Below are 14,459 nucleotides of genomic sequence, written 5' to 3'. Positions count from 1 at the left end.
TTCATTAAAAGGCACTAGTATCCTTAAACAAGCCTACTTTCAAATCAGTTGCAGTATAAATCAGTCTGCCATCTACCAGAACTTCACCATCAGCCAGGCCCATAATTAACTTGCGATTAATGACACGCTTGAGATTAATGCGATAGGTCACTTTTTTGGCTGTTGGTAATACCTGACCCGTAAATTTGACTTCCCCAACGCCGAGTGCACGGCCTTTACCTTCTCCACCGATCCAGCCCAGGAAGAAACCGACAAGCTGCCACATGGCATCAAGGCCAAGGCAGCCGGGCATGACAGGATCATTAATAAAATGACAATCGAAAAACCACAACTCAGGGTTGATATCGAGTTCAGCCTCGATATACCCCTTATCGTAAATACCGCCGGTTTCTGTCATTTTCGTGACGCGATCCATCATCAGCATATTGCCAGAAGGCAGCGGTGGCCCATTTTCACCAAACAATTTACCTTGCCCAGAGGCTTGAAGTTCTTCTTTCGTGTAGGACTCTTGTTTTTTAAACATATTCTCAGATAGCCTTATAATCGTGTAGGGCTAGAGAGTAGCGTACACTTGTACGCTCAACAACTCCGATCAGATAGTGATGGAGTTAATCTAGCCAGCGGAGAAACCAAGGAAGCCGGGGTCGTTCTTGAATATTAGCTTGTGCAATGCGTTCACATATCATAGCTAACAAGTGTTCTTTTTGTGGATCATAATAAGGAATCCCCGTTAACAATGATACAGCCTCAGAAACATGCCCAACTGCCCAAATATGAAATTGCTCATTTTTTACCGCATCAATAACATCTTGATTTAGGCACAAATGTTGAACATTTGTGGTTGGAATAATGACACCCTGATGACCGGTTAACCCTCGGTAGTGACATATACGGAAGAAACTCTCAATTTTTTCATTAACGCCACCAATAGGTTGGACATAACCAAATTGATCTACGGCACCAGTAACGGCAATTTGCTGGTCGATAGGTTGTTGTGACAACGCGCTGATAAGGGTACACAATTCGGCGAGTGAAGCACTGTCTCCATCCACTTCACTATAGGATTGTTCAAATACAATCGAAGCAGAGAACGGTTGTGGTTGATCTAATTTCAATTCAGAAATTAAATAAGCTTGCATGATCATCATGCCTTTTGCATGAATATTGCCGCCTAATTCAACCTTGCGTTCTACATCGATAAATTCCCCATCGCCTAAATGCGCAACACAACTGATACGGGAAGGTTCACCCATTGGATCAGGATGGCCAGGATATTCGAGTACGGATAGCCCATTGATTTGGCCGATAACTGAGCCTTGCGTGTGAATCAATATCTGGCCTTTCAGAATTTCATCTATGCTGCGTTCAGCCAAATAACCATGACGCCAGGTACGATTATCTTCCGCTTGTTGCAGGGAATGTTTGGTGATCTGTTTTTCCTGCTGATAATTCGCTGCGGCTGCCAATTTTTGCGGTATCCATTGAAGATCCAGAGGTAACCGGAATTGATCCTCTGTGTAACGGGTAGCAAGTTTGATCAATTCAGGCCAGGCATCAGCACTTAATGGCGGCAAGTTTTGTTGCTGAATGATTCCATTAACGTACTGGCACCATATTGTTAGATCATCTTCTGCATGAAAAGGCATATCCAGCTCAAATTCGCCATACAATGCATTGCTTGTCAGCTCAGGTTCAATGGCCTGTAACTCTTCGAGACTGAGCCTGTCACCGACTAAAATCAGACGCAGATCCAATTCCATTGGAGGTATCGGCAATGGCAGGGAACGATTTTCATCGTGTGACAACCAGTCAAAACGGCGCTGAATAATCATCTGCTTGAGACGTACCCACATCAATGGCTGAGAAAGCAGGGTGCGCAGAGGCAAAATTAAAATACCACCATTTACTTGATGGATAAGGCCGGGTTGTAGTTGAAGTATCCCTTGGTGCGTATAGACATTGCCAAATAATTGCTCTGGCTCAATCCACTCACGGTAAGCAACTCGTTCAGTTGGCGCAAAAATACCTTCCCCTGAAGAGTGCAAAGTGATGGTTTGGTGCTCTATCTGGTAATAACCACCGATATTGGGACGGCTCTCCGGCAGCAGAGAGGAAACAGTATTGGATAGAAGAGACAGATAAACATCACTTTCTTCTGCTTTCAGCAGCATAAAAGGTTGACGCAGGGAGGCCTGACAAAAAAGGGATAACCCACTATGCAGCCTGGGTTGAACCACATCCATTGTAATGGGGGGCAATTCAGCGACAGAATTAAAGAATGCCTGATAAGGCGCATTGTTTGGCTGTAATGCCTGCCAGTCTAGTTTTATATTCGTCAAAGTGATAGCTACATCATATAGTGAAAAGGGAAACCTTTATTATACAAGATTAGGCAATGAACCAACATGCCAGAATTTTGAAAGAAACGACATTTGGGCCAGCGCTTTCATTGCTTGTAAGATATGCCAATATTCTGTGTTGTTATAGGAAATTTAAAGAAATAGTTGCTATGCTTGATTTAAGTTACGCTGTCACTGAGAGATGAAATGAAATATCAACAATTGGAAAATCTGGAATGTGGCTGGAAATGGGCTTATTTGGCAAAAAAACACCGTGAAGGTGAGCCGATTACTAAATACATTGAAAAAAGTGCAGCACAAGATGCGGTCAATGAATTAATGAATTTAGAAAGCGAGCCAGTCAAGGTACTGAAATGGATTTCTTTACATATGAATCCAGATCTGTCTAACCGAATGAAGCAAACGATTAGGGCGCGGCGTAAACGTCATTTTAATGCTGAACATCAACATTCGCGTAAGAAATCCATTGATTTGGATTTTCGTGTTTGGCAGCGGCTTTCAGCGCTATCCCGACGTCGTGGCAATACCCTGTCAGAAACAATCATACAGTTATTGGAAGATGCTGAATATCGGGAAAAGTATACTCACCAAATGTCGAGTTTGAAGCAGGATTTGGAAGCAATATTAGGGAAATAAGCCCACGATAGATAGTAAAAAACAAAAACCCCATTTAAAATGGGGTTTTATTAACTTGATTATAACGATATTACTGAGCCGCTTTGGGTTGAGTGACCACTTCAGTTGTGCCCTGAATATTGATATCTACACGACGATCTGGCGCCAGGCAGTCGATAAGTTTAGTGCGAACTTTAATTTTGTCACAGGTAGAACCAGTGACAGGGTTTTCCTTACCGCGACCAGCAGCCTGGATGCTATTTGCTGGGATGCCTTTAGCAACCAGATAATCTACGACGGACTGAGCACGTTTCTGAGACAATGGCAGGTTGTAATTTTGGCTGCCGATGCGGTCAGTGTAACCGAGTACCAGAACCTTGCCTTGCGTTGGGTCGATTTTAGCCAGTTCGTTATAAAGGTTGTCCAGTTCTTGTTTACCTTCTGCTTTCAGTGTTGATTTGTTGAAATTGAACAGAACATCAGAGCGCAGAGTAAAGCTCTTATTTTCAACGACAGGCGCTGGCACAACTGGAGGTGCTACTGGTGCAACGACTGGCGCAGCTTCATCTTGACCGAAGCGGTAAGAAACGCCAACGCTCAACAGGCCGTTATCTGGACGGGCACCAACGGTAGTGGCATCACCGATGTTGTTAACCCACTGGTAGTCCAGACGGGTTGCCAGATTTTTGGTCAATGCGTATTCGACACCAATCGCGGCCAGAGGAGAAACACCTGTGTCGTCGTTTTTCAGTCTACGCTGGTCTTTTTCACCCGTTCCGGCTATTGCATTGGCATTATAGGTTGCAGAAGAGTCTGCCCGCCATATCATACCACCAAGACGAGTATAAACGTCCAGATTGTCCAGCACTGGGTAACTCAGTTTCGTGGTCAGCTGAACGCCTTGGGCACGGAAAGCTCCATTATCGGTGCTGCCTTTATAAGCTATGCGACCTAACCAATCGTAACCCAGTTCAAAACCTAAGTATGGAGTTGCTTGGTAACCGACATAAGCACCCGCACCTAGCTGACTTTTATGGGCAGAGCCGTTGCCAATCCGGTTATCATAACCATTACCGTAGAAATTTACATCATGGTATTGAGACCAACCCAGTTTAGCACCGGTATACCAGGTGTTGTCCTTTGGAGCTGCTTGAGCAGCAGTTGCGAAAGTTGCCACTGCCACTGCTACTGCGATAGCTGTCTTTTTCATTTTACGCCTCGTTATCATCCAAATAGGCAATTGGCTTTAAAAGCCTTATTGTTAGCCACTGGTTAAAATGTTCTGTTAGGTAACTATGCTTTAATCAGAAGATGTGTTCTGAAATATAAGAGCGGTAAGCACAACTCCCTAAACTGTGTAAAGTCTACAACGAAGTTAAAAAGTTACAAGTGCACTGTGACTCATGGCTCAAAAAAATTAATTATTGACTGACAAAAAATAAGTATTTTTGACTAATATTTACAATGTTTACAGTATTAATGTATTGATTTTCATTACAAACAATAATGATTATCAATGAGTAGCTTAATTTTTCATAAAAAATATTGGGATTAATCCTAATTTAAATCAATGATAATAATTAGAGTGAATTTGTAGCTTATTCGCTTGTGCAATAAATGGATGTGATAAATTTTGTGGTCGCATAATAAAACCGAGAGTAATACCCTTTTGAGCAGCTATTTGTAGCGTATTTAATTGATATTCTGATAATTCCGGTAACCAACCCAATACAACGCTATAATTGCCGCTTGCCAACGCTTTTTCCATAGCACTAATTGAAGCAATAGGATGGATTTGGTTTAGTTGGACAATTTTATTTAAAGGAAGCCCGGCATCTATTAACCATTGGCGATTTAACCTCTTATTAGGATTTACCCAAAGTAACCATCGATTTTCTTTTCCAGACTGGTGCAATAAAGGAAGAAGAATGTGATTAATGGCAGGCTGGTGTTCATTGTAAACCAGCTCACTGACCATGCCTTTTATCGTGTGTGAAGTGCATTGAAGTGGTTCCACAAAAGACACTCTTTTCATGGTCATCCCAACCATTTTTTTGTCTGTTTTATGTTCGTTCACTGTTGTGTTAGCAGCTGCTGTTTTTTTCTCAGTGAGATATGCCCACGCTGATCGAATGCTCATAATGTTCCTCGCCACAATAGGCTGTATATTTATACAGTATAACGATATTTGATTAAAAGCAAGTCTCTTTTTTTCAAAGCGCTTCGCAAAAATTTACAGAAATTAGGATTTTTATGCCTTAACGATTGGCAGTTGGAAATAGATTGCGTATGGTTTTAATTAATTGTTCTGGTTATCTATTTTATTAACAGAAGGCATGATTAAACATTACCTTGGAATGTGATTCATGGAGTGATAAAAAATGTTTTTATCTGGAGCTCGTTTTGTTCAATTGCAGCATGGTGTATCTTCACTGGGAAAGCTTAAGAAAAAATCTCAATTTGGCGGCATTGGATTGTTAATTGATGATGTTTTATTTGCCATCAGTTCTGATGGAGAGCTTTATTTACGAGGAAATAGTCACGCTGAGGTACTATTTAAAGCCCGGGGAATGGAAAAATTTATTTATTCAAAAAGAGGAATACCTGTGACTTTACGGTATTACCGTGTTAATGAATCACTTTGGCAGGATCAAAAACAATTATTTGAGTATGTCAATTTAGCCTACCAATACACAGTGAAAGAAATCATTAATAGACAAAAAATACCTCTTAGGCTTAAAGATCTCCCTAATTTAGGGATCGCTTTAGAAAGGCAATTATGGAAAGTGGGTATTTCTAAAGTAGAAGAATTAAGAATATTGGGAGCAAAAGCGACTTACCTCAAACTCCAGCAGCATAGGAAAAAAACAAATGTCAGTTTGTTGCTTGCATTAGCAGGTGCAATAGAAGGGTGTCATGTTGCAGTATTACCAGAAAAATTACGTGACGAATTAATTAACTGGCACCGCGAGCTGGTTCACTATAATTCAGATAATCATCCATAATAAGTGAAATTTAGTGAATAGGGGCGTAAGCCCCTACTATTTCCTGGTTTCATGCGACGGCTGAAGATTTTGGGGTAACTTTCTTTTCTATAATATATTGAATCGTATGGCTTAATATAGCCGGATCATAGACAAAATCATTCAGAGGGATATGATGAACTTGAGCAATAGCAGACAGGCCTTTTAGTAAATGACTGGCAGAGTTATCAAAGGGTTTTTCGGTGACTAATAGGATTGGGCGTCTTAAGGCGGAAGCCCAACCCAATTCAATATGAGTACCATCTGTTCTCATTAGTTGTTTTTGTTGTGGACAGACAGGCAAAATGGCAACAAAAATGTCACATTGTTCCATCCATTGTCAGTCCCGCTGGGAAACTTCCTCTGGCGTAAATAAGTGCGTTGTTCCGCCAAATTGTTCTGTACGATGAGCCGAAAAAACTTCTGCACCAAGTGATTCCAGATGGTGAATAGCAGACTTAATGTGAACTTGTAAGTTATTGTCTAATACCCTGAATTTCAATGCGTGTTGGATCGGGCCACCAACAAATACTTTAACATCAGAAAATAGTATGGACATAGGGTCGCCTCTTATGGAAATAAGCTTTAATATTTATGAATATACCAAAACTTCAAGGTGCGTGTTATTTTTCCTCCTGCTGCGGGGAAATATAAGGCCTCGCGTCGTCTTGCGGATTGCAACTTGAAGTTTATCGAGTATAGATGATAATAATTTATTTCTTCATACATACAGACATTAAAAAATTATTATTGGAATAAATTATATTCTCAATATTGTATTATATCTAAGTTATGGTTACGTATTACAATTTTTGATTGGACATCCTATTTTCAATGTAATCAGCAATGATATCATCTGAATTATTTTGAAAAATGTCATGACAAGAATTAGTGTTGGTTTTTTCTTTTTCAAGAAATTTACTTATCTTATTCATGGCACGTTTTCGTTCTTTAGGGTTATTAATAAATAAGTTATTGCATTTTTTAATTAATGCTAATCCGTCTTTCTCTGGTAGATACGGGGGTATGTCAGGGTAACCATATTCCGGTTGCCATAAGAAACCGTCTTCATGATGATAATAATTTTGTAGATACACCTCTAATTGTAATTGTTGACTATAGTTTTGTGGTGGTAAGAAAAAAACATCTTTATTAAGAGCGACACATTCATAAAATGTTGTCAGACCCGGATTGGCTAATACCTTACGAGCATGGTGTAATTTTTGCAGAAAATCATGCCTTGAAAAACAACCAATATGAATATGAGGATGCGTTTTGGCAAACATTTCTGCCAAATTTACGATAGTTTTACCTCCTCCTGCAATAGTAATGTTAGTTTCATTTTGCAGATAGGGAATAGATAATAATTCTTCGAGGAAATGATAATAAAAATCTGTTGTATCGGCGTAGACTGTATCAATGCCACCAAGAGTAATTAATATACCTTCTGGAGGATGGTCATCCATCATGCATTGTTGCAGAGAATTGTGAAGAATTGGAGGAATAACTTGATAATTACCAAGCTTATCATGGAATCGTTCAATATTGCGTTCTATTCCATGAAAGTCTTGAATAAATGTTTTTTCAGTTTTGTGCAGATCAACATGAAGATTATCCCACATCCAAAATAGCGTGTCGATATAGATAATTGGTGTATTAAATTTTGAAACGAAATCAATCGAGTTAAGGTTAGTATTAATGATATACAAACTTGCACCAGAAATAAGTTCAGAATAGCGTGAAAGTTCTGTAACCGAAGTAGTATCACATTCATAAATTTCATCAAACAGGCCGGATTTTTGACCTAATTGAGAAGAAGTCAGTGTGCCTAATAAAATAAATTTAGTGTCCGGTGTTAATTTATTCCGATGCTTTAATTTCTCCACCACATTTAACGTGGTGGATATTGGGCCAAAACAGAAGGGGTCTGCGTCAAAAATAATATATGGAATATTTTTTAACATATTGTTCTCTCATAAAGGAATATTTACATTTTCTATATCAAATTGTTTAGTATAAGGACAATATAAAAAGGTACTACCATGTAGGTTATTAAGATGTAATCGTCCAGAAAGATTGAGATTATTTGTCATTAAATGAGCTAAGAAAATATTGTGCAAATTTTGATGGGAGATAATAATCCGCATAGAAGACATTGAAAGCTCATCGCCAATTTGCATAATAAAACGATGGATTCTATCGGCCGCGTCCATCACCTGTTCTGAATCTTTGAAAGGGGAATCAAGGGGGGTATACAGTAACCGATAAGCATAATCTGCACCGTAGCGATGCGGAATATCTGCCAGTTTCATGCCAATAAGCTCTTCTGGAAAGAATTCACAAAGTGCATCAGTTTCTTGTATTGAACCAGATTGATATGCTGAGCTGAGTGCTCTGGCAGTTTCAAGCGCCCGACGTTGAGGTGAGGTATAAATATTTTGCCACGGAAGTTTCCCCAATATTCGTCTACCAATTTCTTTAGCCTGTTTGATTGAATTGGCATCAAGGGCGATCACATTATCTTCAGGGCAGTAATCTAGATGGTCAAGCGGGATAATTTGCCCATGCCTGATCCACAGTATCTTCAGGGGCGGTATGGGGCCACTGTAGTGCATACGTTCATCCACTTGCTGGCTTGAAAGCCCATGAGATTGCCAAAAAAAGTTGGCATTTTTTCCTGCATCTGTCTCCAGATGAACATGTGTTGCACCGTGGCGACGTCCCCATTGCAACATGGCATGCCATAATCCATAACCCAGCTTCTGGCGCTGGTATTCATCCCTGATATAAAATTCAGCAATATTCAGGGTTACTTTTTCTTCCCGTTCAAGATACACATTGGTTAATCCCGCTAATTGTCCGGCATTTAGCAACAAAAACAGCCCCCTGTCACCTTGCAGGATGCGTTGCTCAAGGATAGTATGATTTTCCTTTGCAATAGCTTCTTCTGACTGATCCCCAAAGACTTCTGGCCAATGGCGTTGAAAATATTCTCCATAAAGATGAAGAAATGAATTCCACAAGGGGGATTGAGGGGTAACTTGTTTGAGTTCTAACATTTTACTGACTCCATTCAACTCTTGGTGAACTAAACATCAACATCACTTTCTCACACCATTGATGATAATTTAAGCTGGAATGCGCTTTTTCTTGTCGAGGTTTAGCAAGTAACGGCTGAACCAGTCCCTGATTTTTAAGTAATTTTTGCAGGGAGGAAGAACATTTCTCCCAATCTAATACGGTACGATAGGGGCTTGATTGGTAAGAAGCGTACAGTGAGACATTGTGGATATCATCTTCAATAAAGTGAGACTGTAGATGCTCTCTCAATACCGCGAATTTTTCTTCGGCTGCGGTATAAAAGGTAGTCAAAATATTTCTGACAGAAGAGGGAATCTGCTCTCTGTTTATTAGGCGAAGGCGCAATGCTCCACCGGTACGGAGAAGTTTATTGCCGTTGAAAGAATAATAAGCGGCATGAACATGCAGGAGCTCCTGTAAACAATCTTTCCTGCCATAACCCTGAGAAAGATCCAGAAATACGTGGATATTGTGGTTGTTTTGAATTTCTCGCAAAAATTCTATGCATCCTGGATCGATATAACCTAAAGGATGGGCGAGAAGTATGGCACATGGTTGTGGAAGAGAGTTTAGCATTGCCATCGTAGCCTGGATATCCGCTTGCAAAATCATGCTGGCATGTTCTGGCGGTAAAACAGGATAGAAGAGTGGCTGCCAATTGGCTGCGTAAACAGATTCAACCATGCTTTGACATATCCACTCTGGCATCAAGCAATAGCCCTGAGTCGCCACGGCTTGTAGATCTTCGCGGAAAAAACGCCGGACTGAACAGCCAGAGTTCATGATATTGTCCAGCGACATGATATGTTGCTGAGACGGTATATCTTGCAAAGCGAGTAGATTGCGGTGAGATATCATGGTGTGATCCTGAGATGAAGACGCTCAATATATTCATTAGCTAACTGGTCATAGAATTCATTTTCTCTGCCCCATAGATCAAGTTGAAGGCCAGTATAAGGGCAATAGAGTGTTTCCAGATGATTAACCAGACAATTGATTCCCATCAATTTTTCTCTACCCAGATAGCTACAACCCCATTTAGCGGCATACCATTGACCCGCACCGTTATTTATCATCAATGACCAGGCACCAGGAGTACCGTTATCGTCATAAGTGACTGCCAGATGATACTGGTTACTTTTGGATAACAGGCCAGGGAGATATTGGAGGTCTTCACGGCCCAGGCTGCGCATATCACTCTGTTGAATGGTTTTCCAGCCTTTCGCGTCCACATACAGAGCATCTTGCCACAATTGCTCAGTTTGACTCGAAGTACTGTAACGTGTGACGGTATGGTGGGTGCGTGCTTTCTTAAGACTGCGTTTTAATCGTGTTGAGTGCTGGATCAAGAAGTCAGCGACTGTTGTTTCAGGCGGTATGTTGACAATAGGGGCTGACCATTTGCTTTCTTCATGACATTGTAAATCGTGCTGTTGCGCTAAATCATGCAGGTAGAAATAGGCGCGGGATTTTGCGTTCAGATACTTAAATAAAACAGGTTGCCGCTTTAAAAAAGAGAATAATTCTTTTTCTTCTTGAGTCGTAAAAGTGAAATCGAAGAATGTATTGCTTTGCCACTGTTGCGGGTCTTTTTGCCAAACCAGATCAACATGCTCAAAACGCCTGAATTCAGGGTAACGTAATACTGTTCCTAAACGCCATAAATGAGAAGTGGTCGGATTGGTAAAAAGGGCAATTGGTGCAGATTGTTGCATAATGGCCTGGCTTATCAGCGTCACAATACCGTCTGGAGAATATTTCGCGCTATCAAGCAAAGTTTCATGAGGGACATTGTGCTCCCACAAACTATCCTGAGCGACTTCTTTAATACGGGAAGCGGGTAAACGATCTTCTACAGCTCGTTCCTGATTACGGGTAATCAGCGTGGGTTCCTGCGCAACGAGCCGATAATGCAGAATTCGAACACCTTTTTGCGTAAATAGGGAATGGATAGCGTCAATTTCTTCAGGATAAATGAATACGCCATCCAGAATGATCAAGTCACTGCCCGCATCAAGGCAATCATCAGCAACCTTTAACAACCGCAAGGTATCTTCCATGATGATTTTTAGCGTCAGGTATGTTCTTGGTTCAACAAAATGATGAAAAGTATCCCACGGTAAATAGGAGACAGTTAGCCCCTGCGCCAGCATGATATCTTTCAAGTGGTTGCACGTTGTGGATTTACCACTTGCCGGTGTTCCTCTAATCACAACAACAGTTTTATGCGTCATTACCTAATACCTTTAATTGCCAGCCTCGCATGATATCGACAATAGAATGCTGATTAAAGACGGTTTGATAATAATCGTCATGACCAATTTTAGCGGCACGGTGCATAATCTGTTTTGCGGTGAGACGTAACTCGATTTTATGATTGCTGTTACCCAAACACATTTCCTTTCCTTGTGTATTTGGTGGCGGGGTGTAGAGCAATATATCGCAATTCTGCCCAATGACATGATAATAAATCTGGATTGCTTTTTGTTGCGTGGTATTTTCCACAAACAGCGTTTGCTCTGGAGAAATTTCAAGTGCTGTGCTGAGGAATTCGGGGGTATAAAGGGTAATGTTGCGGTAATATACATCCAACATCATCTGTTCTTCATCTGTTCCCTGTGGATAAGTGGCATCCGGTTTTTTGGCGTAGAGACCATATAGCATTGAGGCTGGCAACACGGTTTTGATGTGGGGAATCAATTGATCAATATGCTGGCGAATTTTATCTTCGGAGGTATCCACCCAATAGATTGGGGGTAAAGGGATGTTAAGCTGCTCCAAAGTATAAACGATGCCGGCTTCTAACCATTCTCTCATTGTTTTGTGGTTAGCTTGTTGAGGATCAAAATGCAACAAGTCGGCCATCATGATGGCTTCATGGGATTGAAAATAGAGATAAACAGGAGCATTGTACTGCGAAGCAATGATTGTTGGCAGCACAGAATCGATCAAATCTTGCAGTGAAAGTCGGGCAGGTACACCTTTTGCATAACAGATACAAGAACCTCCCAATACATATTGGACAGGCTGGTTATTCCCGTTGAGCTGAGTGAAAAAGTTCTTGTCTAATATCATGATAGGTTTCCTTCCATAGCCCATTGTAAGACATTTTCGTAAATCGCATTATCGATAGGTACAGGCAGGCAAATGCGGTCACTCACGATGACTTTATGTTTTTCTAATGTTGATACAGGGAGTGGACTTTCTTGTAGAGTCCAAGGGAAACGGTCAGAGTAGGGAGAAAGCTGATTTTTTATAATCGGATGGTTAGCCAGATCCCAGGCTTGCCAATCATATAGCAGTGTGGAATTGAAGCGATCTTTGGGCAATTTGCTGCGTTTTAACCAGACAGAAACGGGTATCGTACCCTCTGGGCGTGGGGTGATCCAATCTATGGGTAAATGTTTCAGGATTGCTTGATAACGCTCTATTAATAAGGCACGAAACTGTTCAATAAGTTCCAGTTGGTTAATCAGTAATGCAGCTTGTATTTCATTGAATTTATTATTGTCACCAAAACCAATACTATTGCTCCAATCTGGATAGCCCTCTGCTGTACGTTCAGCACCGTGGTCAGTCATCATGCAGGCATTGATGAATAGAGAATTATTTTTGGCAATCAGTAAACCGCCCTCACCGCTACTGATTAATTTATTGGCCTGAAAACTGAAACAGCCATATTCGCCAAATGTACCCACAGGTTGATTTTGATAATTCACACCTATCGCTTGGGCACAGTCTTCAATCAGGGACACATTATGCTGTTGGCAAATTTGGGCGATCTGAGCAATTGAAGCAGCAGTACCTTCCAAATGAACGGCAATAACTGCCAGAGGTTTGGTATCCATTTGATTTAACATCTTGTTTAATGTCTCTGGACACATCATGCCATTGTCATCGACATCAACGAGAACAGGGATTAATCCGCAACTGAGTACGGCATTGGCAGTAGCGATAAATGAAATGGAAGGAATGAGTACCCATTGCCCTGTTTTGGGCCTGAGTCCAAGCAAAGCCGCTTTGAGCGCAACAGTACCATTTGTCAGTAGGATAGCATGTTGGGTATGCAGAATATTTTGTAACAGCCTTTCCGCCTGACGGCAATATTGGCTCTCTGTGGCATATCTAAACACCGCTTTATTATCAAGAACGGTTTGCAAACGGTATTGTATATTATCAGCAATCTTGGTATTACCGAGGTAAGGTCTAAGATATGACATATTATAGTCCTAATAATCAATATTTTTATTAATATCACCTGTGCCAATGATGGGCCGGAGCAGGTACTTTATTCATTTGAATGATTAAATAAACAGCTATTGCAATCAGAAAAAATATAGAGAAACCGGCCACAGGTAAAAAAGATTGTGTGGAACCAGGAGCAATGGATACGGTGATTGCAGCTATTGGGAATGAAAAATTCATTGTGATCTGAAATAAAGAAAACAGACGACCTTGTTGCATTTCCAAACCCTTTTGATAAATGGTCTTGGTAATTAAGACATTGAAATAGATTATTGCGATGTTATAGAGCAAATAGAAAAATGATTTCGCATAAAAAATTTGTAACTGAAAAAACAGAATGCCAAATATAAACAGCCCAATAAATATTGAAATGGGATAGCGTTGGATATGATTATCGATGCTTGTTTTATTGAGTAATGTTGTACAGAAAATGGGTATCAGGGCACTGAATAAATAGAACAGGGTGACCAATCCATAACTTTCATTCGCCAAACTTTCCATAACAACAACAGGAAGTGCTACCATCAAAAATGCATTGGCAAAAATTGTAAAGACAATGGCAATGGCAAATGTCTTATAATAACTCTGCCGAAATACAGAACGTAACCCAACGGATAACTGAGATTTTTGTTCTGCTGTCCGTTTTATCTGCATTTTTATCATAAGATAACAGACATAAAAATAAGGCAACAGGGAGAATAATTTGATTGTCACAATTGTATCTATTCCTTGAGTAATTCCCAGTAAAGCACCAAATCCAGGGCCAATAGCTGAAATAAGCGATGTAGCAATAACAATATAGAGAGAGACATTCAAATGCTTGCCACCTTGTTGCTCTGTCCAGTCATTAAGTTCGTGCCAGGCAACACGAGACCATGGAATTTCATAGGCAAAAAGAAATTCTAACAATGAGATAAATAGAAGCAACATCATGGGAGAAAATGCTATATTACTCAATAATAATATTAATAATAACAGTGTGCTAAATATTTCAATTAATAATATAACAATACGAAATTTCCAAATATCTGTTGAATAGTCTATTTTATAGCCCCATAACAAAGCACCAATGGATGTAAATAAAAATATCACGCCCATATTGGCATAATAGTATGTCATTGGTGTGCCCTCAGAT

General features: G+C 40.3%; 15 protein-coding genes. 2 read left to right on the top strand and 13 right to left on the bottom strand.

What is annotated here, in order from left to right; translation table 11 throughout:
- Positions 1 to 4: 4 nt before the first annotated feature.
- Positions 5 to 523: a bifunctional 3-hydroxydecanoyl-ACP dehydratase/trans-2-decenoyl-ACP isomerase gene (gene fabA / locus ACSJJG_RS11875; RefSeq protein ID WP_481089465.1), complete on the bottom strand. Its 519-nt coding sequence runs from the start codon at positions 521 to 523 to the stop codon at positions 5 to 7.
- Positions 524 to 608: 85 nt separating this feature from the next.
- Positions 609 to 2,339 (bottom strand): AAA family ATPase, encoded by a 1,731-nt coding sequence (locus ACSJJG_RS11870; RefSeq protein WP_481089464.1) that lies wholly within the window; start codon positions 2,337 to 2,339, stop codon positions 609 to 611.
- Positions 2,340 to 2,546: 207 nt separating this feature from the next.
- On the opposite strand from ACSJJG_RS11870, the gene matP reads away from it, so the two are divergent.
- Positions 2,547 to 2,996 (top strand): macrodomain Ter protein MatP, encoded by a 450-nt coding sequence (matP, locus tag ACSJJG_RS11865; RefSeq protein ID WP_481089463.1) that lies wholly within the window; start codon positions 2,547 to 2,549, stop codon positions 2,994 to 2,996.
- 70 nt (positions 2,997 to 3,066) lie between these two features.
- Here the strand turns inward: matP and ompA are convergent, their stop codons facing one another.
- Both ompA and sulA read right to left on the bottom strand, forming a co-directional pair.
- Positions 3,067 to 4,185 carry a porin OmpA gene (ompA, locus tag ACSJJG_RS11860; protein WP_481089462.1) on the bottom strand — a complete coding sequence of 373 codons (1,119 nt, stop codon included), beginning with the start codon at positions 4,183 to 4,185 and terminating at the stop codon, positions 3,067 to 3,069.
- A gap of 357 nt (positions 4,186 to 4,542) precedes the next feature.
- Positions 4,543 to 5,115: an SOS-induced cell division inhibitor SulA gene (gene sulA / locus ACSJJG_RS11855; RefSeq protein WP_481089461.1), complete on the bottom strand. Its 573-nt coding sequence runs from the start codon at positions 5,113 to 5,115 to the stop codon at positions 4,543 to 4,545.
- A gap of 241 nt (positions 5,116 to 5,356) precedes the next feature.
- On the opposite strand from sulA, the gene ACSJJG_RS11850 reads away from it, so the two are divergent.
- Positions 5,357 to 5,980 carry a TfoX/Sxy family DNA transformation protein gene (locus tag ACSJJG_RS11850; protein ID WP_481089460.1) on the top strand — a complete coding sequence of 208 codons (624 nt, stop codon included), beginning with the start codon at positions 5,357 to 5,359 and terminating at the stop codon, positions 5,978 to 5,980.
- A 49-nt stretch (positions 5,981 to 6,029) separates the two neighbouring features.
- Here the strand turns inward: ACSJJG_RS11850 and ACSJJG_RS11845 are convergent, their stop codons facing one another.
- From ACSJJG_RS11845 to ACSJJG_RS11805, 9 genes are all read right to left on the bottom strand, one after another.
- Positions 6,030 to 6,332 (bottom strand): hypothetical protein, encoded by a 303-nt coding sequence (locus ACSJJG_RS11845; RefSeq protein WP_481089459.1) that lies wholly within the window; start codon positions 6,330 to 6,332, stop codon positions 6,030 to 6,032.
- 6 nt (positions 6,333 to 6,338) lie between these two features.
- The gene (locus ACSJJG_RS11840) at positions 6,339 to 6,557 is read right to left on the bottom strand and encodes a hypothetical protein (protein WP_481089458.1); all 219 of its coding nucleotides are present in this window, start codon (positions 6,555 to 6,557) and stop codon (positions 6,339 to 6,341) included.
- Between the two features lie 244 nt (positions 6,558 to 6,801).
- Positions 6,802 to 7,962, bottom strand: coding sequence for a hypothetical protein (locus ACSJJG_RS11835; protein WP_481089457.1), 1,161 nt, complete (start codon positions 7,960 to 7,962; stop codon positions 6,802 to 6,804).
- Between the two features lie 9 nt (positions 7,963 to 7,971).
- The gene (locus tag ACSJJG_RS11830) at positions 7,972 to 9,057 is read right to left on the bottom strand and encodes a GNAT family N-acetyltransferase (protein ID WP_481089456.1); all 1,086 of its coding nucleotides are present in this window, start codon (positions 9,055 to 9,057) and stop codon (positions 7,972 to 7,974) included.
- A gap of 1 nt (position 9,058) precedes the next feature.
- Positions 9,059 to 9,937 carry a hypothetical protein gene (locus tag ACSJJG_RS11825; protein WP_481089455.1) on the bottom strand — a complete coding sequence of 293 codons (879 nt, stop codon included), beginning with the start codon at positions 9,935 to 9,937 and terminating at the stop codon, positions 9,059 to 9,061.
- A complete protein-coding gene (locus ACSJJG_RS11820; protein WP_481089454.1) occupies positions 9,934 to 11,313 on the bottom strand; it encodes a P-loop nucleotide/nucleoside kinase family protein in 1,380 nt (459 codons plus the stop codon). The genes ACSJJG_RS11825 and ACSJJG_RS11820 overlap by 4 nt, the downstream gene beginning before the upstream one ends.
- The gene (locus tag ACSJJG_RS11815; protein WP_481089453.1) at positions 11,303 to 12,154 is read right to left on the bottom strand and encodes a hypothetical protein; all 852 of its coding nucleotides are present in this window, start codon (positions 12,152 to 12,154) and stop codon (positions 11,303 to 11,305) included. The genes ACSJJG_RS11820 and ACSJJG_RS11815 overlap by 11 nt, the downstream gene beginning before the upstream one ends.
- Positions 12,151 to 13,299, bottom strand: a complete 1,149-nt coding sequence (locus tag ACSJJG_RS11810) for a DegT/DnrJ/EryC1/StrS family aminotransferase (protein ID WP_481089452.1) — start codon at positions 13,297 to 13,299, stop codon at positions 12,151 to 12,153. The genes ACSJJG_RS11815 and ACSJJG_RS11810 overlap by 4 nt, the downstream gene beginning before the upstream one ends.
- Before the next feature lie 34 nt (positions 13,300 to 13,333).
- Positions 13,334 to 14,443, bottom strand: a complete 1,110-nt coding sequence (locus ACSJJG_RS11805; protein WP_481089451.1) for a hypothetical protein — start codon at positions 14,441 to 14,443, stop codon at positions 13,334 to 13,336.
- Positions 14,444 to 14,459: the final 16 nt, after the last annotated feature.

The sequence above is a fragment of the Xenorhabdus sp. SGI 60 genome (assembly GCF_056632175.1).
Note: the sequence above shows the minus strand (reverse complement) of the source record. Positions and strands in the feature narration are given on the sequence as shown.

Bases quoted from the DNA above. Each gene is read 5' to 3' on its own strand.
- fabA (WP_481089465.1), bottom strand. From the start codon at position 523: ATGTTTAAAAAACAAGAGTCCTACACGAAAGAAGAACTTCAAGCCTCT.
- matP (WP_481089463.1), top strand. From the start codon at position 2,547: ATGAAATATCAACAATTGGAAAATCTGGAATGTGGCTGGAAATGGGCT.
- ompA (WP_481089462.1), bottom strand. From the start codon at position 4,185: ATGAAAAAGACAGCTATCGCAGTAGCAGTGGCAGTGGCAACTTTCGCA.
- sulA (WP_481089461.1), bottom strand. From the start codon at position 5,115: ATGAGCATTCGATCAGCGTGGGCATATCTCACTGAGAAAAAAACAGCA.
- ACSJJG_RS11850 (WP_481089460.1), top strand. From the start codon at position 5,357: ATGTTTTTATCTGGAGCTCGTTTTGTTCAATTGCAGCATGGTGTATCT.
- ACSJJG_RS11845 (WP_481089459.1), bottom strand. From the start codon at position 6,332: ATGGAACAATGTGACATTTTTGTTGCCATTTTGCCTGTCTGTCCACAA.
- ACSJJG_RS11840 (WP_481089458.1), bottom strand. From the start codon at position 6,557: ATGTCCATACTATTTTCTGATGTTAAAGTATTTGTTGGTGGCCCGATC.
- ACSJJG_RS11835 (WP_481089457.1), bottom strand. From the start codon at position 7,962: ATGTTAAAAAATATTCCATATATTATTTTTGACGCAGACCCCTTCTGT.
- ACSJJG_RS11830 (WP_481089456.1), bottom strand. From the start codon at position 9,057: ATGTTAGAACTCAAACAAGTTACCCCTCAATCCCCCTTGTGGAATTCA.
- ACSJJG_RS11825 (WP_481089455.1), bottom strand. From the start codon at position 9,937: ATGATATCTCACCGCAATCTACTCGCTTTGCAAGATATACCGTCTCAG.
- ACSJJG_RS11820 (WP_481089454.1), bottom strand. From the start codon at position 11,313: ATGACGCATAAAACTGTTGTTGTGATTAGAGGAACACCGGCAAGTGGT.
- ACSJJG_RS11815 (WP_481089453.1), bottom strand. From the start codon at position 12,154: ATGATATTAGACAAGAACTTTTTCACTCAGCTCAACGGGAATAACCAG.
- ACSJJG_RS11810 (WP_481089452.1), bottom strand. From the start codon at position 13,299: ATGTCATATCTTAGACCTTACCTCGGTAATACCAAGATTGCTGATAAT.
- ACSJJG_RS11805 (WP_481089451.1), bottom strand. From the start codon at position 14,443: ATGACATACTATTATGCCAATATGGGCGTGATATTTTTATTTACATCC.